The organism is Bradyrhizobium sp. B120 (assembly GCF_049075665.1).
GTDB lineage: Bacteria > Pseudomonadota > Alphaproteobacteria > Rhizobiales > Xanthobacteraceae > Bradyrhizobium.
Window position 1 is genome coordinate 1,158,947 of sequence record NZ_CP185242.1, and the last position, 25,263, is coordinate 1,184,209.

Annotated in this window: 20 protein-coding genes and 1 tRNA gene; 10 read left to right on the top strand and 11 right to left on the bottom strand. The window is 65.0% G+C overall.

Features of this window, described 5'->3' with window-relative positions:
• Positions 1-82: 82 nt before the first annotated feature.
• Positions 83-1,030: an alpha/beta hydrolase gene (locus ACOIX3_RS05535; protein ID WP_420968784.1), complete on the top strand. Its 948-nt coding sequence runs from the start codon at positions 83-85 to the stop codon at positions 1,028-1,030.
• Positions 1,031-1,057: 27 nt separating this feature from the next.
• Here ACOIX3_RS05535 and ACOIX3_RS05540 read toward each other — a convergent pair whose 3' ends face one another.
• Positions 1,058-1,717, bottom strand: a complete 660-nt coding sequence (locus tag ACOIX3_RS05540) for a hypothetical protein (RefSeq protein WP_420968785.1) — start codon at positions 1,715-1,717, stop codon at positions 1,058-1,060.
• Between the two features lie 60 nt (positions 1,718-1,777).
• Entirely contained in the window at positions 1,778-3,577 is a 1,800-nt protein-coding gene (locus tag ACOIX3_RS05545; RefSeq protein WP_420968786.1) for an adenylate/guanylate cyclase domain-containing protein, read from the bottom strand.
• Between the two features lie 240 nt (positions 3,578-3,817).
• Between ACOIX3_RS05545 and ACOIX3_RS05550 the strand changes: the two genes are divergently transcribed.
• Positions 3,818-4,453, top strand: a complete 636-nt coding sequence (locus ACOIX3_RS05550) for a LysE family translocator (RefSeq protein WP_420968787.1) — start codon at positions 3,818-3,820, stop codon at positions 4,451-4,453.
• 5 nt (positions 4,454-4,458) lie between these two features.
• On the opposite strand, the gene ACOIX3_RS05555 is transcribed toward ACOIX3_RS05550, so the two are convergent.
• Complete coding sequence (locus ACOIX3_RS05555) at positions 4,459-5,211, bottom strand: sulfite exporter TauE/SafE family protein (RefSeq protein WP_420968788.1); 753 nt, start codon at positions 5,209-5,211, stop codon at positions 4,459-4,461.
• A gap of 91 nt (positions 5,212-5,302) precedes the next feature.
• On the opposite strand from ACOIX3_RS05555, the gene ACOIX3_RS05560 reads away from it, so the two are divergent.
• The gene (locus ACOIX3_RS05560; RefSeq protein ID WP_176529113.1) at positions 5,303-6,196 is read left to right on the top strand and encodes a LysR family transcriptional regulator; all 894 of its coding nucleotides are present in this window, start codon (positions 5,303-5,305) and stop codon (positions 6,194-6,196) included.
• A gap of 9 nt (positions 6,197-6,205) precedes the next feature.
• Here ACOIX3_RS05560 and ACOIX3_RS05565 read toward each other — a convergent pair whose 3' ends face one another.
• The 3 genes from ACOIX3_RS05565 to ACOIX3_RS05575 all read right to left on the bottom strand — a co-directional run bounded on the left by ACOIX3_RS05565 (position 6,206) and on the right by ACOIX3_RS05575 (position 9,494).
• Complete coding sequence (locus ACOIX3_RS05565; RefSeq protein WP_420968789.1) at positions 6,206-7,183, bottom strand: Bug family tripartite tricarboxylate transporter substrate binding protein; 978 nt, start codon at positions 7,181-7,183, stop codon at positions 6,206-6,208.
• Positions 7,184-7,260: 77 nt separating this feature from the next.
• Positions 7,261-8,040, bottom strand: a complete 780-nt coding sequence (gene hisN, locus ACOIX3_RS05570) for a histidinol-phosphatase (protein WP_420968790.1) — start codon at positions 8,038-8,040, stop codon at positions 7,261-7,263.
• 566 nt (positions 8,041-8,606) lie between these two features.
• Positions 8,607-9,494 carry an N-formylglutamate amidohydrolase gene (locus tag ACOIX3_RS05575; RefSeq protein WP_420968791.1) on the bottom strand — a complete coding sequence of 296 codons (888 nt, stop codon included), beginning with the start codon at positions 9,492-9,494 and terminating at the stop codon, positions 8,607-8,609.
• A 305-nt stretch (positions 9,495-9,799) separates the two neighbouring features.
• Here ACOIX3_RS05575 and cpdR point away from each other — a divergent pair, with 305 nt between their 5' ends.
• A complete protein-coding gene (gene cpdR / locus ACOIX3_RS05580; protein ID WP_092123795.1) occupies positions 9,800-10,159 on the top strand; it encodes a cell cycle two-component system response regulator CpdR in 360 nt (119 codons plus the stop codon).
• 79 nt (positions 10,160-10,238) lie between these two features.
• Positions 10,239-10,313, top strand: a tRNA-Val gene (locus ACOIX3_RS05585).
• Between the two features lie 419 nt (positions 10,314-10,732).
• Here the strand turns inward: ACOIX3_RS05585 and ACOIX3_RS05590 are convergent.
• Together ACOIX3_RS05590 and ACOIX3_RS05595 are read right to left on the bottom strand one after the other, a co-directional pair.
• On the bottom strand, positions 10,733-11,569 hold the full coding sequence (locus ACOIX3_RS05590; RefSeq protein WP_420968792.1) for a hypothetical protein: 837 nt from the start codon (positions 11,567-11,569) through the stop codon (positions 10,733-10,735).
• A complete protein-coding gene (locus ACOIX3_RS05595; RefSeq protein ID WP_420968793.1) occupies positions 11,566-13,140 on the bottom strand; it encodes a putative bifunctional diguanylate cyclase/phosphodiesterase in 1,575 nt (524 codons plus the stop codon). The genes ACOIX3_RS05590 and ACOIX3_RS05595 overlap by 4 nt, the downstream gene beginning before the upstream one ends.
• Before the next feature lie 407 nt (positions 13,141-13,547).
• On the opposite strand from ACOIX3_RS05595, the gene ACOIX3_RS05600 reads away from it, so the two are divergent.
• Positions 13,548-13,982, top strand: coding sequence for a hypothetical protein (locus tag ACOIX3_RS05600; protein ID WP_420968794.1), 435 nt, complete (start codon positions 13,548-13,550; stop codon positions 13,980-13,982).
• A 317-nt stretch (positions 13,983-14,299) separates the two neighbouring features.
• Here ACOIX3_RS05600 and ACOIX3_RS05605 read toward each other — a convergent pair whose 3' ends face one another.
• Positions 14,300-14,542, bottom strand: coding sequence for a hypothetical protein (locus ACOIX3_RS05605; RefSeq protein WP_420968795.1), 243 nt, complete (start codon positions 14,540-14,542; stop codon positions 14,300-14,302).
• A gap of 197 nt (positions 14,543-14,739) precedes the next feature.
• On the opposite strand from ACOIX3_RS05605, the gene ACOIX3_RS05610 reads away from it, so the two are divergent.
• The 4 genes from ACOIX3_RS05610 to ACOIX3_RS05625 all read left to right on the top strand — a co-directional run bounded on the left by ACOIX3_RS05610 (position 14,740) and on the right by ACOIX3_RS05625 (position 23,720).
• Complete coding sequence (locus tag ACOIX3_RS05610) at positions 14,740-15,792, top strand: helix-turn-helix domain-containing protein (protein WP_420968797.1); 1,053 nt, start codon at positions 14,740-14,742, stop codon at positions 15,790-15,792.
• 335 nt (positions 15,793-16,127) lie between these two features.
• Complete coding sequence (locus ACOIX3_RS05615) at positions 16,128-22,388, top strand: calcium-binding protein (protein WP_420968799.1); 6,261 nt, start codon at positions 16,128-16,130, stop codon at positions 22,386-22,388.
• The gene (locus ACOIX3_RS05620) at positions 22,385-22,963 is read left to right on the top strand and encodes an invasion associated locus B family protein (RefSeq protein ID WP_420968800.1); all 579 of its coding nucleotides are present in this window, start codon (positions 22,385-22,387) and stop codon (positions 22,961-22,963) included. Before ACOIX3_RS05615 ends, ACOIX3_RS05620 begins: the two co-directional genes overlap by 4 nt.
• A gap of 79 nt (positions 22,964-23,042) precedes the next feature.
• Positions 23,043-23,720, top strand: a complete 678-nt coding sequence (locus tag ACOIX3_RS05625) for a hypothetical protein (RefSeq protein WP_420968801.1) — start codon at positions 23,043-23,045, stop codon at positions 23,718-23,720.
• A gap of 33 nt (positions 23,721-23,753) precedes the next feature.
• On the opposite strand, the gene ACOIX3_RS05630 is transcribed toward ACOIX3_RS05625, so the two are convergent.
• Complete coding sequence (locus tag ACOIX3_RS05630) at positions 23,754-24,611, bottom strand: 3-oxoacyl-ACP reductase family protein (protein ID WP_420968802.1); 858 nt, start codon at positions 24,609-24,611, stop codon at positions 23,754-23,756.
• Complete coding sequence (locus ACOIX3_RS05635) at positions 24,547-25,113, bottom strand: TetR/AcrR family transcriptional regulator (RefSeq protein ID WP_420968803.1); 567 nt, start codon at positions 25,111-25,113, stop codon at positions 24,547-24,549. Before ACOIX3_RS05635 ends, ACOIX3_RS05630 begins: the two co-directional genes overlap by 65 nt.
• Positions 25,114-25,263 lie beyond the last annotated feature (150 nt).

Below are 25,263 nucleotides of genomic sequence, written 5' to 3' on the forward strand. Positions count from 1 at the left end.
GTTCAAGAGGCGGAAACCGCGTCGCTTTTTTCGGCGCCGGCGTCCTTGATCTCCACCCTGTCCCTCCACTCCGGTCTCCTGCATGACGCTCGTCTCGATCCCCGCCAACCCGGTTCCGGACGACGTTGTCAGTGGCACCATCAAGACTCCCGACGGGGCTGAGCTGCGCTTCGCGCGTTGGGCGCCGCCGCCCGGCCGCAAGGGCACGGTCTGCGTGTTCGGCGGACGCGGCGAGATGATCGAGAAATATTTCGAGACCGTGCGCGATCTGCGCGACCGCGGCTTTGCGGTGGCGATGATCGACTGGCGCGGGCAGGGCCACTCGTCGCGGCGGCTGCGCGATCCGCGCAAGGGTTACGTGCGCGACTTCGCCGACTACGAGGTCGATGTCGAGGCTTTCGTGCAGCAGGTGGTGCTGCCGGATTGCCCGCCGCCCTATTTCGCGCTGGCGCATTCGATGGGCGGCGCGGTGATGCTGCGGGTCGCGCATGCCGGCAAGCGCTGGTTCGACCGCATGGTGCTGTCGGCGCCGATGATCGACCTGCCGCGCCGCCGCGTCTCGTTCTTTCCGAGCGCGCTGCTCAGGATCATGCGGCTGACCGGGCAGGGCGGCAATTACGTCCCGGGCGGCAGCAGCGAACTCGTCGGGCTTGCGCCCTTCATCGGCAATCCCGTGACCAGCGATCCGGTGCGCCATGCCCGCAACGCCGCGATCCTGGAAGAAGACCCGACGCTCGGTATCGCGGCGCCGACGGTCGCCTGGGCCGACACCGCGTTCACCGCGATGCGCACCTTCCGCGGCATGTCGTATCCGTCCGAGATCCGCCAGCCGATCCTGATGCTGGCGGCGAGCAATGACGAGGTGGTGTCGACGGCCGCGATCGAGGAGTTCGCCTATCATTTGCGCGCCGGCTCGCATCTCGTGATCGCCGGCTCCAAGCACGAGATCCTGCAGGAGCAGGATCGCTACCGCGCGCAATTCTGGGCGGCGTTCGACGCCTTCGTGCCGGGCACGCCGCTGTTCAAGTGAACCATCTATTGGTGTGGAGCGCGCGGCTCAGCCGTTGAGCAGCGCGACGATCCGGTCGGGAAAGCGCTTTTCCACGAACAAGGTCCTGACCTCGGCGACGCTGAGATAGCGGTCCTTGCCTTCGCCCTTGCCCATGATGTCGAGCAGCACCGGCCACTCGCCAAGCATCAGAAGCGGATAGTAGCAGTGCAGGATCGCGTAGGACGGAGGATGCTCGTCCTTGGCGCGCTGGAAGTTCGCCGCCATGAAATTCTTGATCTCGGAGGCCGACAGCCCGCATTCGACGCTGCCGTCGGGCGCCTTGTGGTCCGTGCCGAAGGTCGCGAGCCGCGCGATCTCGTCCTCATGCACGACGGCATGCTGGTCGAGGATGCGCGAGCCGGCGCCGTGCTTGTCGAGCGGGCCGTTGCGCAATTCGTCGAGGATCGCGCCCTGCAGCAGGCTGCGAATCTGGCTGAAGGGGCCGATGCCGTTGGCCATCTGCGCGACCATGAAGATCTTGGCGCCGGCGCTGAGTGCCGGAAGGCCGGTCTTGCCGGTGGCGCGGTCGATGGTCTCAGTCAGCTTCGGCAGCGGCACGATATGGCCGCCGACATAGTCGCCGGCGACCAGCGCACGCAGGAACGGGCACGGATTGTCAGGGGAAACCTGCGGAGCGGGTGCCGCACTTGCAGCCGTATCGGACATCAAACCACATCCTGAAAAGCTTCAGCTTAAAAAGCATCCGTTACCGGTGGATGAATTCGCTCAGGAATCAGCGGCGAATTTCGAGTTGGATGCAACCAGAGCGAGTTTGCCGAAGGGGAGGCCGGCTTTCAAGAGGCCATCGCGATAGAGCGCGATGTCGGCCGGGTTCTTCCAGTGGAAATTGCGCAAGTGACGTTCGACCGTCAGGTCGGGATGGTTGGCGAGCAGCGCTTCGGCGGCCTGCGCGGCTTCGTCGGCGCGGCCGAGCTGGGCGAGTGCCGCGGCGCGCACCGCAAGACCCTGCAGGTGGTTCGGGTTGAGATAGAGCGTTTCGCGCGACCATGACAGCGATGCGTCGTATTGTCCGAGCAGGTAATGGCTGAACGCGTTCAAAGCGCCCCATTGGTAGCGCGGGTCGCTGTTGCCGCGCTGGACCGCCGTCGAGAACAGATCGACCGCCTTGCGATGATCGCCGATCACCATGTGGCAGATGCCGAGCACGCCGCGGGCGCCCATGTCGTACGGATTGAGCTCGATCGCCCGCTTGATGGCGTCCATCGCGGCTTCGTAGTGGCCCTGCATCGCATGCAGATAGGCCAGCAGCGAAAATGCGAACGAGGAGCGCGGGTCGAGCCGGACGCTGCTCTCGGCCAGGCTGACCGACGAGGCCCACAATTCGCGCGTGCTCGGAATCCAGCCGAACTGGATACTCTGGATCTGGATCAGCGCGAGATAGGCGCGCGCGATCGACAGCGCGGGGTCGAGCTCGATCGCCTCCTTGAACAGCGCGATCGCGGTTTCGCAGTCATCCTTGGTCTGGTGATAGTAGTGCGACAGGCCCTTCAGGAAGCGGTCCCACGCGGTCAGTTCGGCGTTCGGCGAGCGCGCCGGTGCCGAGGCCTCGGCGCGGTAGATCTCCTGGGCCACCGCAGCGGAAAGGTTGGCGGTGATCTCGTCCTGCATCGCGAACAGGTCGCCCATGTCGCGGTCGTAGCGGCCGGTCCACAGCTGCTCGCCCTTCTCGGGCGCGATCAACTCGGCGGAGACGCGGATCTTGTTGCCGGCGCGGCGCACCGAGCCCTGGATCAGATACGTCGCGTCGATCTCGCGCGCGATCAGGCGAGTCGAGACGTTCTTGCCCTTGTAGGCAAAGGTCGAGTTGCGGCTCAGCACGCGGTAGAAGGATTGCAGCGACAGCGCGTGGATCAGATCCTCGGTCAGGCCGTCGGAGAAATATTCGTCGGCGCCGCCGCTCAGATTGTCGAACGGCAGCACGCCGACGATCGCGGTCCGGTATTGCCCCGGCAGATGCGGACCGTCGTCCGGAACCTGCTCCTGCTTGTCGGAGCCGGCCGGCGCCCAAGTCCAGACATGGACCGGCTCGGTGATGTTCTTGAAGCGATGCGGGCCGGCATCGACCAGGCTGACGGCAAGCCGCCGCCCTGACTCGGTGCGGGCCTTGTCCGACACCGCGATGCCGCCGGGCACGGCGACGGTCTCGAGACGGACCGCGATGTTGACGTCGTCGCCGAACACCTCGTCCTCGTCGGCCATGACGTCGCCCATATGGACGCCCATCCGGAAGTGCATGGCGCGGTCGGCCGGCAGATGTTCATTGCGCTCGGCCATCAGGGTCTGCATCGCGACGGCAGCCTCGATCGCGCCGATGATGCTCGGAAATTCCAGCAGGAAGCCGTCGCCGGTGTTTTTGACGATTCGGCCGCCATGGTTGAGGATGATCGGGTAGATCGCGCTGCGATGCGCCTTGAACGAGGCGTGCGTCCCCGCCTCGTCGACACCCATCATGCGGGAATAGCCGGCGATATCAGCGCAAAGAATGGCAGCGAGCCGTCTTTCCATGTCTCCTGTGCCCTGGAATTGGCCACTTAGCCGAGGTGACCGAATCCGATACTTACAAGACAGGCCGGGTCCGGCGGAAGCTCGGTTTACGGGCACCTATAATGCATAGTAGCAGGAATTGGCATGCGACCAACGGATCGTACAGTCCGCTTCTCTACTGAATTCGTGTGTCGCTGCGATGGCGCAGGTTGGCTGACCGTCCTTTCGGGTTCGTTACTTACATAGGATAATGTGGCCGAGATGCTGGGAATTCACGAGCTTTGGCTGTTTGTCCTGTCCGGGCTGCTGCTCAACATCACGCCGGGGCCGGATACCGCTTATATCATAGGGCGCACGATTCAGCACGGATGGCGCGGCGGAGCCGCTGCGGCGATCGGTATCAGCTGCGGCTGCCTGGTTCACGTGCTGGGCGCGGCGATCGGGCTGTCGGCGCTGCTGATGGCCTCGTCGACCGCGTTCCTGGCCGTCAAGCTGATCGGCGCGGCCTATCTGGTGCTTACCGGCCTGCAGATGCTGCTGTCGCGCGCCAAGCCGATCGCCGACATCGCCGGGCAGGGTGGCGAGACCTCGATCTCGCGCGTGTTCTGGCAGGGCGCTCTGACCAACATCCTCAACCCCAAGGTGGCGCTGTTCTTCCTGGCATTCCTGCCGCAATTCGTGGCAGCGGACTCAGCCCACAAGACGCTCGCCTTCCTGGTGCTCGGGCTGATCTTCATCACCGGCGGCACGCTGTGGTGCCTTGGCCTCGCAGCGTTTGCGGCGCGGGCTGCCGGCCGCATCCGGCAATCGACCGGCGTGATCGCCTGGATCAACCGTTCGCTCGGCGCGCTCTTTATCTATCTCGGGGTCCGCGTCGCGATGCTGGAGGCGCGCTAGGTTTCTCAGCCGTGGATCTTGAGCAGCGCGCTGCCGGCCAGATAGATGCCGAGCAGGATCATCGAGATCAGGAACCAGCGGCGGAAGACGTCCGGCTGCATCCGTGTGCGGACCGCCTGGCCGATGAACATGCCGGTGAACGATGCCACCATCGCCACCGCGCCAGGTAGCGCGGTGGCCGCGGTCAGCAGGCCCGAGGCCGTGAGGTTGAAGGCGAGTGCCACCGTCGCGGTGGTGAAGAAGACGCCGAGCGCCTGCACCAGCTCGTCCTTGTCCATGCCGATCGCCTGCATGAACGGCATCGAGGGAATGACCTGGACGCCGGTTGCCGCCGAGATCAGCCCGGTGATGACCCCGACGATGCCGCCGACCCATTTCTCGTGACGCCGCGCGACCTTGAAGTTGAATCTGCTCAGGCCGACGATCGCGTAGATCACCAGCAGCGCGCCGAGCACGACGGTGCCGTAGGCTGCGTACGGCCCGGTCAATAGCCCGGCATTGATCCAGATTCCGACGACGGTGCCGAGCATCAGCGGCCACAGCCGCTTGAGGATGTCGCGCAGATAGGGGCCGACGAAGGTCTGCCAGATATTGGTGACGATCGCCGGCACGATCACGATCGCAATCGCCTGACCCGGCGCCATCGTGGTTGCGAGCAGTCCCATCGCGACCGTCGGCAGCCCGAGGCCGAGCGTCCCTTTGACGAAGCCGGCGAGCAGGAAGGCGAAAGCGATGAAGATCAGGAGATGGTCGACCATGACTGCACATTGACCGATCGAGCCGATCGGCACAATCTGGAGGTTACGGAGTTAGCCTTCGGACGGTCCGAAGGGCGGGGCGGGAAACGTCATGCGGTTCGACCTGATCGACTTGCAATTGTTCATCGCGGTTTCGGATGCACGCAGCATCACCCAGGGCGCCGCGCGCGCAAACCTTGCGCTAGCCTCGGCCAGCGAGCGGATCAAGGGCCTCGAGGAGGCGCTCGGCGTCGCGCTGCTCAAGCGCGGCCGTCGCGGCGTCGAATTGACGGCGGCGGGCGAGAGCCTGCTCGGTCATGCGCGGATCGTGATGCATAATGTCGAGGCCTTGCAGAGCGATCTCGCCGCCTATGCCAGCGGCGTCCGCGCCAACGTACTGCTGCTCGCCAACACCTCGGGTCTGTCGGAGCATCTGCCGCGGGCGCTGGCGGCATTCCTGCACGAACATCCCGATATCAGCGTCGACGTCGAGGAGCGCGAGAGCACCGATATCGCGACCGCGATCGCCAGCGGCGCCGCCGATCTCGGCTTCGCCGCCGAACACGCGCTGCCCGACAGCGTCGAACGCTTCCTGTTCAGCGAGGACCGCTTGATGCTGGTGGCATCGCGGCGCAGCGATCTCGGCGGCCGCCGCCAGATCGATTTCCAGGAGGTGGTCGGCCGCGATTTCGTCGGCCTCACGGCAACGTCCGCGCTGCAGGTCCATATTTCGCGGCACGCGGCAAAACTTGGTGCGCGGCTGCGCTTCCGCGCCCGCCTGCGCGGCTTCGACGCCATCTGCCAGATGGTCGCCGCCGATGTCGGCATCGCGGTGATCCCGGAAACCGCGGCGCGGCGCTGCGCGGCAGCGATGCCGATCACGACGATCAGGATCCGCGACGCCTGGGCCAACCGCCGGCTGACGATCTGCGCGCGCAGCTTCAAGGCTCTGCCGCGCGCGGCCAAGCAGCTGGTGGAATATCTGCGGGCCGAAGCGCAGCGCTGACGGCTTGCTCTACTTCGTCGTCACCACGCCGGCGTCCTTGATCACCTTCGCCCATCTCTTGATGTCGGCGGCGATGAAGTCGCGGAAATGCTCCGGCGTGTCGCCGACCAGCGTCAGGCCCTGCTCGGCGAGTTTTGCTTTGACCGTCGGATCGGCCATCGCTTCGGTGGCGATCTGGTTCAGCCTGTTGACGATCGCCGGCGGTGTTCCGGCGGGCGCGACCATGCCGTACCAGTTCTCGATGATCAGGTCGGGCATGCCGGCCTCTGTCGTGGTCGGCACGTCGGGCGCGGTTGGGGCGCGCTCGCGGCCGCCGAGCGCGATTGGCCGCAGCGTGCCCGCCTTGATCTGCGGCAGGATCACCGGCAGGTCGAGGAAGGTCATCTGCACCTGCTGACCCAACAGATCGTTCACCGCCGGCGCCGCCCCGCGATAGGGCACGTGCACGATGTCGATCTTCGCCGTCAGCTTGAACATTTCGCAGGCCAGATGCGGCAGGCTGCCGGGGCCTGAGGAGGCGAAGTTGAGCTTGCCCGGCTGTGCCTTGGCGAGCGCGACCAGTTCGCTCATGTTCTTTGCCGGCACGTCGGTGGCGACCACCAGCATCTCCGGCACGGTCGCGACCAGCGTGATTGGCGCAAGGTCCGTCAGCGTGTCGTAGACGACCTTCTCCATGCTCGGGCTGATCGCCAGCGCGCCGGCGCTCGCGATCGCAACCGTGTAACCGTCGGATGCGGCCTTCGCGACCGCATCGGTGCCGAGCACGCCGCCCTGGCCGGCGCGGTTGTCGACGATGATCGGCTGCTTCACCAGTTCCGAGATCTTCTGCCCGATCACCCGCGCAATGATGTCGTTCGGCCCGCCGGGCGGGAACGGCACGATCAGCCGGATCGGCTTGGCCGGGAACTGCTGGGCGCTAGCGGTGACGGGCGCGAAAAGCAGGAGAAGGGCTGCCAGCAGCCTGCCGCACATCGTCATGTCGCCCATCCCTGACTTTTCTCGTTGCCGTCAGGATGGGCGCAGATCAATCGCCCGGCAACTCAAGAAATCAGGCGGAGAAAAGATCAGGCGTTGAGCAGCTTCATCGCGGCTTCGTGCACGCGCGGGTCACCGGCTGCGATGATGCGGCCGCCGCCTTGCGCCGGCTTGCCGTCCCAGGTGGTGACGACGCCGCCGGCGCCGGTGACGATCGGGATCAGGCCGGCAATGTCGTAGGGTTTCAGCTCGGTCTCGACCACCAGGTCGAGATGGCCGGCCGCGAGCATGCAATAGGAGTAGCAGTCGCCGCCGTAGCGCGACAAGCGCGCCGCATGCTCGACGCGGCCGAAGCGGGCGCGGTCATCCGGATTCATCAGCAGCGGGCTGGTGGTGAAGACGGTCGCCTCCTTCAGCGAGGCGCAGCGCCGCACCGAGAGCCGTCGCGCGCCCGACGGCCCCGCGTAATTCGCCGAGCCGTTGTCGCCGGAGAAGCGCTCGCCGATATAGGGCTGGTGCATCATGCCGAATACCGGCGTACCTTTATGCAGCAGCGCGATCAGCGTGCCCCAGATCGGAAAGCCGGCGATGAACGACTTCGTGCCGTCGATCGGATCGAGCACCCAGACATAGTCGGCGTCCTGGCGCTCATTGCCGAACTCCTCGCCGACGATGCCGTGCTGGGGGAAGTTCGCCTTGATCAGCCGCCGCATCACGGCTTCGGCGGCCCGGTCCGCCTCGGTGACCGGATCGAAATCGTTCGAGCTCTTGTTGTCGACCGAGAGCGAGGTTCGGAAGAAGGGCAGGATGGTTTCGCCGGATGCGGTCGCGAGGCGGCCGATGAAGGCGGTAAAGTCGATGACCGTCACGGCATGTCCCTGAAATGCGCAAACGACGCGATAGATACCGGATGTGCTCTTGCCTAGCTTAATCCCAGGCGGCGCGCACGATTAACGGAGTGTTATCCCAGCCTGATGACCCGGTTCCGGACTTTCGATTTGGCTTCGATTCGAAAGTCTCCCTGGCTTCGGGGCGGATCACGAAGTTGCGAGTTCTGGTATACAAGCTATGCGCTGAACGCCGTCTGATCTCGTTTTCTCGCGTAAGATGTTGATATCAAACATCTTAATTCGTATCTCTGGCCGTGTTGCAGTTTCGCCAGACTTACCAACATTACAGAAGAAATGTTTCGAAAGTTCTTGCGTTTTGTGCGGCGCGGTCGCATATTGTTGCGGTGCGGTAGCGCCTCGCGCTATCGCTGCCCTCCTTGGGCGTTTCCTCCCTAGACTTGGGCCGCTTGTTCATTCAAGCGGCCCTTTTTTCTTTGGGCCGTCATTTCCGCGAGTGAACTGAGAATCCAATTCGGCGCCTATCGCGTTGCCAATTTGAATTCCCGGTTCATGACTTCATCGGCATCACGGTGCCGACGATGGATTTACTCCGCCGCCGCCTGGAACGGGCCGAGATCCCCGAACGGAATCTTCGCGAGTGCATCCCCGAGCGACGCAAAGTCGGCCGCCACCTGGGCGAAGCGCGGTCCGCGCTCGCGTTGGCGCTCATCCATATAGACCGCGCGGTTGAGCTCGATCTGCACGGTGTGCAGGCCGCTCGCCGGGTTGCCGTAATGCTCAGTGATGAAGCCGCCGGCATAGGGCTTGTTGCGGCCGACCGAATAGCCGAGCGAGCTCATCATCTCCTCGACCAGGTCGGGCAGCAGCGGCGCGCAGCTCGTGCCATAGCGGTCGCCGATCACGACGTCGGGCCGGCGCGGCTCGTCGCGCGATACCCCAACCGACGGCATCGAATGGCAATCGACCAAAATCACGGCACCGAACGCCTGATGCGCCTTGTTGATCAGCCGGCGCAGTGCGCGGTGATAGGGCTTGTAGAGCACCTCGATCCGCCGCAGCGCCTCGTCAACATCGAGCCGCTCGCGGTAGATCTCCTGGCCGTCGCCGACCACGCGCGGGATGGTGCCGAGGCCGCCGGCCACCCGCATCGAGCGCGTGTTGGCAAAGCTCGGCAGCCGCCCGGTGAACATGCGCGGGTCGAGCTCATAGGGCTCGCGGTTCACGTCGACATAGGAACGCGGGAAGTTGACCCGGATGATCGGAAAGCCGCGATCGCTCAATCCGGCGATCAACTCGTCCATGAAGGAGTCTTCGGAGCGGCGCAGCGACGCCACGTCGATTCGCGAGGCCTCAAGGAACTCGGCCGGGTAGACCGAGCCCGAATGCGGGGAATTGAAGATGATCGGCGCGCGCCAGGCCTGCGGCTCAACGATCTCGAACGGGGGCGACAACTCGCCAGCAAATTCGGTCATTCCCTTGGCGCCGTCCCTTGCGTCCGCCTCGCCCCGCAAGAACTGATTCTGCCGGAAAAGCGGAGATTTATGGGCGGGCATTGTCGGTAATCGCGATCATTCTGCCAAGTGAAAAGAGTGTGGCGCGGGCTGGAACGCGTCTTAAAGGCGGGAAATGCCGCACAAGGTTGATTCGATGCGTGGTTCGGTCCACAAGTGACTGGCGCGCATTTGCCGCTGGCTTGACGCAAATTTCACCCGAAATTTACCGTCTGTCGGGCTTACTGTTCGGACTGCTCCTCAAGCCGGATTCGACGATCCCTGCCATGCCGAAAATTCTTCTCGCCGAAGACGACACCGATATGCGCCGCTTTCTGGTCAAGGCACTGGAAAATGCGGGTTTCAAGGTCTCGCCGCACGACAACGGCATGTCGGCCTATCAGCGGCTGCGTGAGGAGCCGTTCGAAATGCTGCTCACCGACATCGTGATGCCCGAGATGGACGGCATCGAGCTGGCGCGCCGTGCCTCGGAGCTCGATCCCGATATCAAGATCATGTTCATCACCGGCTTTGCCGCGGTGGCCCTCAATTCCGATTCGGAGGCGCCGAAAAACGCCAAGGTGCTGTCCAAGCCCGTGCACCTCCGGGAATTGGTTAGCGAAGTGAATAAGTTGCTGGCGGCCTGATTCGCCAAAAAACCTTCACTTTGTATCCTTGCCTGCCCCGCCGGTGTCCGTTATAGGGACCCGATCCAAACACGGCTTTGGGTGCGTAGCTCAGCGGGAGAGCACTACCTTGACATGGTAGGGGTCACAGGTTCGATCCCTGTCGCACCCACCATCCTTCGCTCGCGCAGCGAGAGAAGGATGCCGCGCCGAAGCCCAACGGGCGAAGGCGGGCCGTTGGCCGCCAGCTACGGCTCGGCAAGCCACGCTTCGCCATGACGGCGAGCTTCTGATTCAACCTGTCAAATGGCTTGCTCGGTGTCATCACCCGCGCATGCGTGATCCAGTGTTCCAGAGACGCTGGTGCTTGAGCGGAAGGGCCGCGGCTTCTCCCGGCGTCGTCCCTGCGAAAGCAGGGACCCATACTCCGCGGCGGATATTGTGAACGGGATTCGTCGTTCCGGCATCGCCCGACAACAACCATCAGTGGTTATGGGTCCCTGCTTTCGCAGGGACGACATCGAGATTGTTGGCGCGCCTCGCCTGGTATAGGGCGCAGCGAAAGCCGGGCGCCGATCGCACACACAAGGCCGGTCAGTGCTGCAGGTTCCTGCCACTCCAGGGTGAGGGCCGCGCCGGCGCGGCCGCGGCGCCGACCAGCGGACGTCGATTCCAGTCCAGCACGGAGTCGCTGTGCAGCTGCTCGACGACCCAGAGGAAATAAACCGAGGCGGGAATGCCGATCAGGTCGAACACGAGCATCGATCCGCTGCCGTGAGTCGTCGCGTCGATGAGATGGATCAGCGCGCAGGAGGAGAAGACGCCCGCCAATGCGGCCCCCGACAGCGACCACACACCGGTCGCCAGATAGCGGCGCACCTGATGGTCAGCCAGATACCAGCCGACCAGGCCGTAGGTCACGGTGACGAACACATTAGCGTAGAACGTCGCCGAGGCGACGTCGATCCAGGTGCTCGGCATCGCCACGCGCGCGGCAAGATCGGCCGACGTGCAAAGGAACGGGATGTTTGCGCCTGGCTGGGCCATCGCCCAAGCCGCCAGCCAGCCAGCCGTGATGGCGAAGCCGCCGACCAGCAACATCGCGCGATGCGGCGAGAGGGCGATCAATCGCTCGCCCTGGCCACCCAATATCGTCTCGAACCGCAGGAACACAAATGTCAAACCTGCCGGCAGCCCGAGCAGGGTGACGGCGAGCATCGACCAGGACACGCTTTCGCCCTGCAGCACCTGAAAGCCATGCACCAGATGATGCGGGCCGCAGCTTGCCGCCATCATCGAAAATCCGATGCCGAAGCGGGACCAGCCCCTGTAACGGTGCAGGCTGACCGTCTCCCAGGCCGACAATACGCCGAGGCCGGCGTAAGCCAGTCCGATCGCCAGATTGCTGAGACCGATGACGAGATACATCATCGCGAGACCGTCGCCTTGGTGCCCATGGGAGCCCCGATGTGATCAAGGAATTCGTCGATGAAATAATGATGGCCGCGCCGCACCGGTCCTTCCACGGGCTGCGCGGCGTGCAGCGCGCGTCCCGAACTCGGGTGCCAGAGTGCCCTGGTCAGCATCGGCGCGATCTGATCGGCGGCAACCGGCCGCGAAAAGAAATAGCCCTGGGCAACGTCGCACCCCATGCGGAGCAGCATTGCGGCCTGCTCACTCCTTTCCACGCCCTCGGCGATGGTGTGCTTGCCCATCGCGTAGGCCAGGCTCAGGATCGACGATACGATCGCCGTATCGCCGGGCTCGCTGCTGAGACCGTCGATGAAGCTGCGGTCGATCTTCAAGACCTCGGCCGGCATGTCGCGCAGCCGCGACAGCGATGAGTGCTCGGTGCCGAAATCGTCGATCGCGACGAACACGCCGAGCTGCCGGATCTGATCGAGCACCTGGACGACCTCCTCCGGGGCGCTCATCATGACGCTTTCGGTGATTTCGAGACACAGGGCGGTCGGATCGACATTGGTGCTGGCGAGAGTCTGGCGGAGCTCCTGGATGAAGGTCGGCTCCGCGATCTCGCGCGGCGACACGTTCACGGTCATGGCCAGTGGGCAGCCCGGCATCAGCCTCGTCCACTCGGCGAGCTGGCGACAGGATTCCTGCAACACCTGCCGTCCGATCTTGACGATAAGCCCGCATTCCTCGGCGACAGGGATGAAGTCGGCGGGCGAGATGATGCCACGCTCGGGATGTCGCCAGCGCACCAGCGCCTCGACGCCGACCACGCGTCCATCTTTCAGGCGGACCTGCGGCTGATACTCCACGAACAGCTGCGATTCCCGCAGCGCCGCCCGCAAATCGGATTCGATTTGAACACGCTTCTCGGCGCGGGCATGCAGCTCGTCGTTGAACTCGGCCAATCGCGCACGGCCGCGGACCTTTGCCGCGTAGAGCGCGGTGTCCGCCTCGCGCAGCAATTGTTCGGCGCACTTCGTGCCGGGCTTGCAGTGCGCGAGCCCCACACTTGCCGATACCACGACTTCCTTGCCGGAGAGTAGGATCGGCTCTGCCAGCGCTGCAAGGATCCGCTTGCCGAGTTCCGCTCCGGAGGAGTCCGAGGCGCGCGGATGGAGAACGACCATCTCGTCGCCGCCGAACCGGCTCGCAGTATCTTCCGGTCCGAGACAGCCAAGGATGCGCCGGGCCATTTCGGACAGCACCTCGTCGCCGCTGCTATGGCCGAGTGAATCGTTGACGAGCTTGAAGTTGTCGAGATCGACGAACAGAACCGCGATCCGCGCGCCGTCATCGGCCTCGCGCGCCAGTTCACGATCCAGCCGCTCGAGCAGCAGGCTGCGCGTCGGAAGTCCAGTCAGCTGGTCATGCGCGGCCGTGTGCATCAGGCGTGCAATGACGCCGCGCAGGCGCTCGACCTCCGAGCTTGTTCCAACCGATGGAACGGCGGAATCACGCTCGACGCCCGAATGCTGTTCCCTGAATGCAGTCCCGAGTCGTATTGGGATATTCGGCCGCAGCCCAGCCATTCCCGTCCCCACTATCACTATAATATCCGGCGACGGTAGGCAGTTTGGAGTTTGCAAAAGGTTGCGTGAAGGCTGCCCGCGACTTTTGCGCGATAACGATTTGCAAGATGGTTACAAATCTACGACAGGGGCGCGGCCCATTTGTTGCGACTTTCGTCGAGGGCCAAATTGCCGCCGTGCCGACGCATGGCCATTCGGAACGGGCGCCGGGGCGCGGCACGCCTCCCCAGTGAGAACCCCTGTGCTGCCGGGAGCCATCGAAGGCGGCTTGGACGATAGACTTGTGTGGTTGGGCAAATCGGTGATCGGCATCTCGACGATCACGGCGCCCCAGGCAATAAAGGGCGCGGAACACAGGTTGCACAGGGTTCCTGGCGCGATCACGGCAGGTCGAAGGAGGCATCGCAGTGCTCGATCATATCCTGAAGTTCATGACGCTCGGGACCATCATCGTCGGCATCACCGCGATCTACACGGCGCTGCACACCAACAACCGGCGTCTGGGAGCCGACATCTTCCTGAGATATTCCGAGCGCATATCCGATTTGCGGCGTCGCCTGCCAACGGCGGCGTTCCATGACGAGGGCGCCGGCGGCGCCATCGAGATGACGCCGGACGAGCGCCGAATTGTGCATGAGGTCATCTTCTCGATCTTTGAGCTCTACGAGCTCAAGGTGCATGGCTTCGTTCCGCCGGGAATCTGGAAGATCAGGGAGCCCGACATCGAAAGGGTGCTCTCGCTGCCGGTGTTCCAGCAGGAGTTGGCGGTCGTGCAAGGCAGGTTCGCGAAGCACCCGCGTTTTGCGGCATGGCTCGACCAGATCGGGCAAGGCAAGGCATAGCCGGGCGACACCCGATCGAGGACCGCATGCTCCGTCGCTGGTGTTGCAGGTACCGGCGATCAGGTTCGCGCCGCCGGCATAGCGGGGCGTGTTCACCGACGAATATGATGGGCCATTGTTACTTTCGTCATCTCGACGTTCATATGAAACTGCCGCAGCGTGCCGCAACATGTGCGCCTCGTGCGGCGCGCGTGTTCCGTTCCCATCGATCGCATTCACGTCGCACGTGGTGGAATGCCGCATGATTAGGCAAGCGTCTTCAGGCGCGGTCGACGCGAATCCCGTGAGCGGGATTCGCGATGTGTCATGTACCGTGCTTAGGTTGCTGCGCTCTCGCGACATTCATTTCGTCTCAGCGCGAAGATCGAGAAAATTTTCTGAAGTCCCTGCGATGATGCGTTGCCGGATCGCATCGTACGAGCGCAATCTTGGATTTCTTCGCGGCGCGCGTTGCCGCCGCTCTGGTTCTCGCTCAGATTGTTCTCTAGATCAGTCAGGCCGACTCGGCGACGGGGCTTCCGGGCCGGGTCCGGTAATGACGCGACAATGATGAATGCCATGTGTGAGCCCGACTGCCGCAGGACCCATCGGCCCTATCAGGAGCGGCCGGCGTAAGCGGGTGATGTCCGCATCCGAAAATGCTGCTTCCTTGTCCGCCAGAAATTCGCCTGCCCGTCAGCGGCCGGCGACGCAACCTTGGGAATGCGCCCCCGTTGAGACGACGTTCGTCGTTTGCGACGACGGGGGACGGAATGACATGCCAGAAGACGACAATGCGCCGGCGAATGCCGCCAATCTCCTCGAACAAGTTCCCCTGCCACGCGAGCCTCGGGACATCAGGGACATAATTCCGTCGGTACCACGGTTCTTCACGACACGGCTCTATCCGCCGTCGGAGCAGTTCGAGGTCTGGAAGACGCGCATGGCCTCGCTGGTCGATGTGGCGCCGTCGGAAGGCCATAGTCCTGCGCAGGGATTCGAGGTGGAGTATCTGACCTGCAACATGGCCGACGTCATCTTCACGTCAGGACGCGTTGCCGCTCAAACATTCGCGCGTGCCGTCGACCCCTCGCAGGGCGCGCCGGTCGATATCTGGTGGCTGTTCCGGGTGCGCTCCGGCGAGGCCCGCTTCGAAACCGCAGAGCGGCGCGTTCACGCCGGGCCAGGCGCGATGTTCCTGATCTCGCTCGACGACGATTTCCGCGGCAGCATCACCGACTATGATGGCCTGGTGCTGGCTTTGCCGCGCCGGGCATTCGCGGATGTGGCCGATCAACTCAACGACGCCTGCAACATCCTCCTCTCGGGCAATCTGATCGAACTGCTGTCCGACTATCTCGACAGACTCGAAACGCGCCTGGTCCTGATGTCGCCGGAGGAGTTGAGGCAGGCGGGACGAGCGACCGCGCAAATGATCGCCGCGTGCATTCAGCTGTCCTCGGACCGGCTGGAGCAGGCACGCGGCGCAATCGAATCGGTGCTGTTCGAGCGTGCACGTCTTTATATAGAGACCCATCTCGGCGACTTCGATCTGACGCCGGATCGCATTGCGCAGCAATTGCGCATCTCGCGCTCTGCCCTCTACCGTGCATTCGAGAGCGTCGGCGGCGTCGCCGGATATATCCTGCGCAAGCGGCTGCGCGCAGCACATGCCGAACTCGTCGCGTCCACCGACAGGCAGGTGCAGGAGATCGCCTATCGTCACGGCTTCAAGCTGGCGTCGGATTTTACGCGCGCGTTTCGCCGCGAATTCGGCGTCAGTCCGCGCGAGATGCGTGAACGCGCGCGCCGCAGGTCAACTGCCGGTTGAAGATTTGCGGATTACCCCACGGTGCATCGAGCAAATCATTCAACTTGTGAGACGATCTGCGCGCTATTTGGACGGCCTGCTGAGTGACGTTGTCAAATATGTGTCTATCATTTTTGATATGACGACTCGGGGCACATTGATGGGGCAGTCGAGCGAGCGCTGGGTGGCAAGATGCGCTCGTTGAGTTCGACACATCGTTGGCCAGGACCGGAAGGCCGGCGCAGGTTGCGCGGCCTTTATATCTCCACATGCGTTCCCAAGGGACACGCATGTCGGCACAGTCCGCGGCATGGCTCCCCCGACGTCTGGACAAGATGTCACAAAAGGGGCGCACCATGGTTGTCGCACGCAACTCAACCGAATCGCTGAAGCGTCAGGGCCGCACCGGCTTCGTCCGGAGCTGGGTCGCGTCGGGCGATGCGGGCAGCACTTCGCTGCGGCGGCGACTGTTGGCGGTGTTGCGTCAGGCGCACCGCAGGCTCGGCGTGAAGCGCAATCGGCTGGGGCTTGGTTCGCTGGGTGCCGGCGGAGCGGTCGGCGCGCTGCTGGTCGTGATGGGGATTATGATCCCGCAGGCGGCGTTCGCGCAGGTTGCCATCGGCAATGGTGTTTTGAGCAACCCCGCCAACTGCACCAATCCCACCGCTGCAACGGCAGGCAGCACGGCTATTGGTTGCGGCGCCCACGCTGCCGGCACCACCGCAACCGCCATTGGCGCCAATACCAATGCGAATGGCCAGAACTCCCTGGCGATCGGCGATTCGAACACCGCGACCGGCGATGGTTCGATCATCGTGGGCTATTCCAACTCCGTGAACGGCCTCAATGCGATCGGTATGGGTGTGTTCGCGAACGCGACCGGCACCAACGCTCTCGCGATAGGTGGGAACGCGCATTCCACCGGTGACGGATCCTCATCCTTTGGCGTCAACACCACTGCAAATGGCGTGGGTGCCTTGGCGCTTGGTTCGACGGCGAGCGCTTCCGGCGGCGCATCGATAGCCATTGGATTGTCCTCCGCTGCCTCATCTTCAAACGGTTCGGGCACCGCGATCGGCGTCAGCGCCAAGGCAAACGCCGGAGCCGGCGGCGGGTCTCCGATCGCCATCGGCACGAATGCCAATGCCAGCGGGACCGCGCCTGCCGGCTTCACCTTCGAGGCTGTTGCGCTCGGCACCGGTTCCACCGCGACAGGGGCGTGGTCGACCAGTGTCGGCCCAAGCGCTTCAGCGACGGGGACAGGAGCCAGCGCTTTCGGCACCTCGGCCACGGCGTCGGCAAACCAGGCGACCGCAGTTGGTAACGGGGCGACCGGTTCCGCGGTAGGGACCGCAGCCGTGGGATACCTCGCCAATGCGAGCGGCTCCAACGCCGCCGCCTTTGGGACCCAGTCGGCCGCGTCGGGCATCAGTTCGTTGGCCGCCGGCAACCTCGCCAAGGCGTCAGCGGATTTCAGCGTCGCCTTGGGCAATCAGGCGCAGGCGCTGAGCACCGGGGGCTCGGTCGCAATTGGATCGGGCGCAATCGTCAACAGTGCAGCGACGGGCGGCATCGCGCTCGGTAACAATGCGGCATCCGCCGGCATCAGTTCGATCGCGACCGGCGTTGGGGCCAGTGCCGCCGGCACAAGTTCGCTGGCGATCGGCACTACCTCAAATGCGAGCGCCGTCGCCAGCACTGCGGTTGGCAACACAGCCGTTGCCAGCGGCCAAAATTCCTCCTCATTCGGATCTGGAGCGAGCGCGGCAGGAGACAACTCTCTCGCGGCCGGCGTCAGCGCCAACGCCAGCGGAGTAGCCAGTACCGCGCTCGGCATCGGCGCCAAGGCGTCGGCTGCAAGTGCCATCGCTATCGGTAACAATGCCGCGGCCAGTTCTGCCAACGCGGTGGCCTTGGGCACCAACGCGGTGGCGACCGGCGGCCAGGCGGTCTCGATCGGCGCGAACAACACCGCCTTTGGCAACGGCGCGGTGGCGATCGGCGACCCCAGCTATGCGAGCGGCACCGGCGCCTTCACCGGCGGCGCGAACAACATCGCCAACAGCGACGGCACGGCGAGCGCCACCGCCGCCAACCAGGCCAACGGCGCAGTCGCGATCGGCAACAACAACAAGGCGATCGGGCAGGGCTCCGTGGCGCTCGGCAACGGCTCCACCGCGGGTGCCGCCGGCCTTGCGGGCAATGTCGCACTGGGCAACGGCGCCACGGCGGCGGCAAAATCCGGCGATGTCGCGCTCGGCTCCGGCAGCGTCACGGCTGCCGCGGTCGGCACGCCCAACGCAGTGATCAACGGCATCACCTATTCCGGCTTCGCCGGCACCACCCCGGCCTCGACGGTTAGCGTCGGCGCGGTCGGCGCGGAACGCACCATCACCAACGTCGCAGCCGGTCGGATCGGCACGTCGAGCACGGACGCCATCAACGGCTCGCAGCTCTACAGCGTTGCCAATACGCTCTCGAGCCAGATCGCCGCCGGCGCGATCCACGACTACAGCGTTAACAGCGTGAGCACGGGCACGGATACCAACTACAACAACGCTGGAGCCACAGGCGCCAATGCGCTTGCGGCAGGGGTGAGCGCTGCGGCGTCCGGCGTGGACGCCGTCGCGGTTGGATACATAGCCAAGGCGACCGGCCAATTCAGCACGGCGATCGGACCCAATGCCCAGGCCTCGGCCACGTCCAGCACTGCGGTCGGCCAGAATGCAGCGGCCTCCGATGTTCAGGCGACCTCTCTCGGTGTCAATTCGAGTGCCGGTGCCGCGAATTCGCTCGCGCTTGGCGCCAATGCCAACGCCGGCAATGCCGGCGCCGTCGCGCTCGGCTTCGGCAGCGTGACCGCCGCGGCGGTCGGCACGCCGAACACCGTGATCAACGGCACCACCTACACGTTCCAGGGCACGACGCCGGCCTCGACGGTGAGCGTCGGCGCGGTCGGCGCCGAGCGCACCATCACCAATGTCGCGGCGGGCCGGATCAGCGGATCCTCGACCGACGCGATCAACGGTTCTCAGCTGTTTGCCACCAACCAGGCCGTCGATTCCATCGGCACCACCGTCAACAACATCAACAATGGCGGCGGCATCAAGTATTTCCACGCCAGTTCGACGCTAGCCGATTCGTCCGCGGTGGGGACCGACTCGGTTGCGGTCGGCCCGGTGTCGACCGCGACCGGCGCCAACGCAATCTCGATTGGTAACGCTTCGACCGCCAGCGGCGACAATGCGATCGCCGCCGGCTACCAATCTACTGCATCGGCGCTCGACTCAGTGGCGTTGGGATACATCTCCAAGGCGACGGGCCAGTTCAGCACCGCGATCGGACCCAATGCCCAGGCCTCAGCCACGTCCAGCACCGCAATCGGCCAGAACACGGTTGCATCCGGCACGCAAGCGACCTCTCTCGGTGTCAATGCGAATGCCGGCTTCTCGAATGCGCTCGCGCTGGGCGCCAATGCCAACGCCTCGAACGCAAATGCGGTCGCACTCGGCTCCGGCAGCGTCACGTCAGCCGCGGTCGGCACCCCGAACACCGTGATCAACGGCACCACCTATAGCTTCGCCGGCACGACACCGGGCTCGACCGTCAGCGTCGGTGCGGTCGGTGCCGAGCGCACCATCACCAACGTGGCGGCGGGACGGCTCAACAACGGGTCGACGGATGCGGTCAACGGGTCGCAGCTGTTTGCGACCAACCAGGCGATCGAAAACATCAACACCGGCGGCGGCATCAAGTATTTCCACGCCAATTCGACGCTGGCCGATTCGTCCGCGGTCGGGACGAATTCGGTTGCGGTCGGCCCGGTGTCGACCGCGACCGGCGCCAACGCAATCTCGGTTGGTAACGCTTCGGCCGCCAGCGGCGACAATGCGATCGCCGCCGGCTACCAATCTACCGCATCGGCGCTCGACTCAGTGGCGCTGGGATACATCTCCAAGGCGACAGGCCAGTTCAGCACCGCGATCGGACCCAATGCCCAGGCCTCGGCCACGTCCAGCACCGCGATCGGCCAGAATGCAGCGGCCTCCGATGTTCAGGCGACCTCTCTCGGTGTCAATTCGAGTGCCGGTGCCGCGAATGCACTCGCGCTTGGCGCCAATGCCAATGCCAGCAATGCCGGCGCCGTCGCGCTCGGCTTCGGCAGCGTGACCGCCGCGGCGGTCGGCACGCCGAACACTGTGATCAACGGCACCACCTACAGCTTCGCCGGCACGACGCCGGCCTCGACCGTCAGCGTCGGCGCGGTCGGCGCCGAGCGCACCATCACCAATGTCGCGGCGGGACGGCTCAACAACGGCTCGACGGATGCGGTCAACGGCTCCCAGCTCTGGTCCACCAACCAGGCCGTCGATGGTCTCGCGACCACCGTCAACAACATCAACAATGGCGGCGGCATCAAGTATTTCCACGCCAGTTCGACGCTGGCGGATTCCTCCGCCGTCGGCACCAACTCGGTTGCGATCGGGCCGGTGTCGACCGCGACCGGCAGCGGCTCGGTGTCGATCGGCAACGGCGCGACCGCTGCGAATGCCAACGATATCGCGCTCGGCTCCGGCAGCCAGACCACCACGGCGGTCGGCACGTCAGGCATCACCATCGGCACCACCGCCTACAGCTTCGCCGGTACCGGCCCGCTCTCGACCGTCAGCGTCGGCACGGTCGGCAACGAACGCACCATCACCAACGTCGCGGCGGGACGGATCAGCAACGGCTCGACCGATGCGATCAATGGCTCGCAGCTGTTTGCCGCCACTTCGGCGATCGACAGCCTCACGACCGTCGTCAGCAACGGCCTGACGCATTATTATAGCGTCAACGACGGTGGCACCCAGCTGGCGAACTACACCAACAACGGTGCGACCGGTGCGAATTCGATGGCCGCCGGCATCGCCGCGTCGGCAACCGCCGCCAATTCCACGGCGCTCGGCTTCAACACCCAGGCCTCGGTCGCCGGCGGCGTTGCGATCGGCTCGGGCTCGATCTCCAACCGCGCGCTCGCGCCGGCGTCCGGCACGATCGGCGGCACCATCATCCCCTACAACACCACCGATCTCGCGCTGCTCGGCGCGGTGTCGGTCGGCAATGCGACGAGCTATCGGCAGATCACCAATGTGGCCGACGGCACCCAGTCGAGCGACGCCGTGACCGTGCGGCAGCTGACCGGCGCGCTGTCGTCGTTCGCGACCACGACGACGAAATACTTCCACGCCAACTCGACGCTCGCCGACTCGCTCGCGGTCGGCAACAATTCCGTCGCGGTGGGACCGCAGACCGTGGTCAATGGCGACAACGGCATCGGCATGGGATTTGGCGCGACCGTGCAGCAGACCGCGCCCGGCGGCATCGCGATCGGCCAGAATTCGGTATCGAACTTCGCCGATTCGATCGCGTTCGGAACCAATGCGGTGGCCAGCGGCATTCAGTCGGTGTCGATCGGCGCCGGATCCCAGACCACCAACCCGACCAGCGTTGCGCTCGGCCCGAATGCCAAGGCGACGGCGCAGGCCGGCGACGTCGCGCTCGGTGCCAACTCGACCACACAGACGGTGGTCGCGACCAAGAACACCACGATCGGCGGCACCACCTACGCCTTCGCCGGCACGGCGCCGACCTCGACCGTCAGCGTCGGCAGCGTCGGGGCGGAACGCACCGTCACCAACGTCGCCGCGGGCCAGATCAGCTCGACCTCGACGGACGCGATCAACGGCTCGCAGCTTTGGGCCACCAACACCTCGCTCGACGCTCTCTATACGACCGTCAAGAACATCTCGACCGGCAGCGGCGGCATCAAGTACTTCCACGCCAACTCGTCCGCGGCGGATTCCTCCGCCACGGGCGCGGAGAGCGTCGCGATCGGACCGCAATCGGTCGCAAGCGGCGCGAACGCAGTGTCGATGGGCAACGGCTCGGCCGCATCGGGCGCCAACTCGGTCGCGATCGGTGCCGGCGCCAAGGCGACTTCGGCCAACTCGCTGGCGCTCGGTGCGAACTCGACCACCACGGCCAATCTGAGCGATGCGGCTTATACGCCTGTCGTCGGCAAGAGCGTCGCGGGGGTTGCGACCGGCGAAGTGTCGGTCGGCTCGGCTGGAGCCGAACGCCGCGTCACCAATGTTGCCGCCGGCTCGGCCGCGACCGATGCGGTCAATGTGAGCCAGCTGCAGGCCGTTTCCAGCGGCTCGATCCGCTACGACACCGATGCCTCAGGGAACACCACCAACAAGGTGACGCTGAACAGCGGCAGCAGCGGGCCGGTCACCATCAGCAACGTGGCGGCGGGCGTCGCCGGCACCGATGCGGTCAACGTCAACCAGCTCAACAGCGCATTCCAGCAGCTCAACGGCCAGATCGGCGAGGTGCGGCAGGACGCCTGGCGTGCGGCGGCGATCGGCATGGCCGCCGCATCGCTGCGCTATGACGACCGGCCCGGCAAAGTGAGCGCATCGGCCGGCGGCGGCGTCTGGCGCAGCCAGGGCGCGCTCGCCTTCGGCATCGGCTACACCAGCGAGAACGGCCGGTTGCGCACCAACGCGGCGGCGACCACCGCCGGCAGCGAGTGGGGCGTCAGCGCCGGCGTGAGCCTGACGCTCAATTGACCCTGACGTCGACGAGGCGGCTGGCGTGTCTGGCTTTGGCGATCTGGCTCGGCGCGGCGGCGGGCGCAAGCGCGCAGGGCGCGCCGCCACCCGCCTATGCCGTGAAGCCGTCGGACGTCGTGGTGCCGGAAGGCGAGACGCTCGGCGAGTTCAGGCGGATGATCCAGCCGTTCAAGAACTGGACCTTGATCTGCGACGAGAGCCTGAAATCGAAGCGCCGCGTCTGCAACGTCACGCAATCGATCGTCAACGCACAGGGCGCGGTCGCCTTCAACTGGTCGCTGATCGCGACCGCCGACGGCAAGCCGCTGATGGCGATGCGGATTCCCGCGGCCGCCGGCGTCGGCGCGCAGATCGAGCTTGCGATGGGCGATAGTCCCGACCGCATCGTTGCGCAGACCGATCGCTGCGACGCCAATTTCTGCTTCGCGACGATCGCGATCGGCAATGTGCTGAGGCGGCACATTCGCGCGGCGACGCCGTGCCTGGTGTCGTATCCGCTTCCGCAAGGCGGGCCGATCGTGCTGGAGGCGCCGCTCGACGGACTGTCCGGTGTGCTGGCGAAACTGAAATGAAGCGGGGTCGGACATGCGGATGTGGGATTCCGACGTCCGGCTCGAAACTGAAGTGCGAAGTGAAAAGGACGGATTGTCGATGCGGCGCACCCTTGGATTGATCTTTGTTGCGGTCGTCGTGGCCGCGCTCGGTGCTGCCGGCGTCGTGGTCTACGCGCAGCAAACGCAACCTGTACCCTTGCAGCCGGCCGTACCTGCGCCGCCCAAGAAGCCTGCTGCCGCTGCGAAGCCGCAGCCGCACAAGCAGCGTCCGCAGGAGGCGCAGACGCCACCGGCGGCCGCCGCATCCGTTCCGCCGCCGCAGGCGGGGCAGCAACCGACCGTGTTCGACGAGCATGCGCGGCAGGGCAATGTCGTGGCCTGCGCCAATCTGTTCGGAACGCTCGGCCGCGGCCTGGCGACCAACTCCAACTACACCGCGCAGTCGCAGTGGGACGCCAAGGCCGGAAATTCGCATTCGGTGCAGTCGCTGGTTGCGCTCGCGCCAATCCAGGCGCCCCAGGGCAGCGCTGCCCAGCGCGCCGCCGGCATCGTGTTCGCCGCGCCGGTCGGGTCGTCCTGCGAAGGCAATCTGGTGCGGGTGACGCCGAGCGCCGAGAGCTGCCCGACGGTTGCCGCGGAGCTCGCCAAGCTCAATGGGCAGAACGGCACGCTTGGAGACCTCGCGACGATCGCACTGCCGAACGGCGCGCAGGTGGTGCTGATTCCGTTCGGCAATGCCTGCGTCGCGGTGACCGCGCTCCGGGTCGCCGGATAACGCGGTCGCTCTCGTATACGTGACGCCGCCCGATCAGAGAACGTAGCCGCCGTCGATGGTGATGCTGGTGCCCGTGATCAGGCTGGCGCCGTTGCCTGCCAGAAAGCTGACTGCCGATGCGATGTCATCCGGACTGTTCAGGCGGCGCAACGGAATCCTCTCCTTCAGCCAATCGGCCATGCCGGCGGTCATGTCCGTGGCCGTCGGTCCCGGCTGCAGATTGTTGACCGTGATCTGCCGCGGGGCCAGGTCGAGTGCCGCGGTCTTCACGAGTGAAGCGACCGCCGCCTTCGTCATCGCATAGGCGCTGCCGCCGGCGGCGCCGGTCCTGATGGCCGTATTGCTTCCGATCGTGATGATCCGCCCGCCGTCACGCATGGCGGCCGTGGAGGCCTGCATCGCCAGGAACACGCCGCGAATGTTCACATTGAGCAGCAGATCGAGATCGTCGGGATTGAATGACTCGATCGATCCGAGACGAAGCACGCCCGCATTGATGACGACGACATCAAGCAGTCCGAGCTGATCGGTGGCCTCTGCCACGGCGCGCCGGATCGCGGCGGGATCGCCGCTGTCGGCGTGGATCGCGATTGCCTCGCCTCCGGCTCCAGAAACTGCGTCGCACACCTCGCGTGCCTTGTCGGGCCTGCTCACATAGGTGAGGGCGACCGAGAACCTCTCCTCCGCAAGGCGCTTGGCAATCGCGGCGCCGATCCCCCGCGACCCACCGAATATGAGGGCGCTACGTGGTCTCTCCGATGCTGTGTAGGTCATTTCCGTGTTTCCCTTCTTATTGGAATGTTTATTCCAGAATAGGCCAAAAAAATCATGCGAGTGCGCGCAGCGCCAATTGTCCGAGTGATCGCAATCGCCGGTGGCCGGCGCCACCACGAGCGGCGATCCGGATCCCTGCGAACGACGCGGTGAGGAATTCGGTCGCGCTCGATGGATCGATTTCGGCCGCCACATCGCCCTGCGCCTGAGCCTCACGGATTCGCGCCACGATGGCCTTGGTCAGCGCGCGTCCCGAGCTGTCACGGACCGCAGCAAGCTCCGGCTTGGCGGTGCCGAATTCGCAGATCGAATTGACGCCAAGACACGCCTCCGCTGCGTCATCCACCACGCGTTCGACCATAGCGCGAAGGCCGTCGAGCGCGCGCCGCTCGCTTGCCAGGGCTGACAAATGTGCCTCGGTCTCCCGGGTGGCATAGCGCTGCACCGCGGCAACATATAGCTGCCACTTGTCGCCGAACGTGTCGTAAAGGCTTTGCCGGCCGATGCCGAGCGCCCGTACCAGCATTTCGGCCGACGTGCCCTCATAGCCGTGCTCGCGGAACACGCCGATCGCGGCATCGAGCGCCTCTTCCGCAATGAATTCCTTCGGTCTTGCCATTGCCTGGAAATGACGGATTTGGAACGATCAGTCAAGAATGGTTGACATCACGGTCGCGTGCGCTGACCTCCAAACCTGTCCGCTAACATCTTGGCGATCAGCCATCAAAGGGCTGGATTTCCGGCTCCGGATCGTCAATTCTGATTTGGA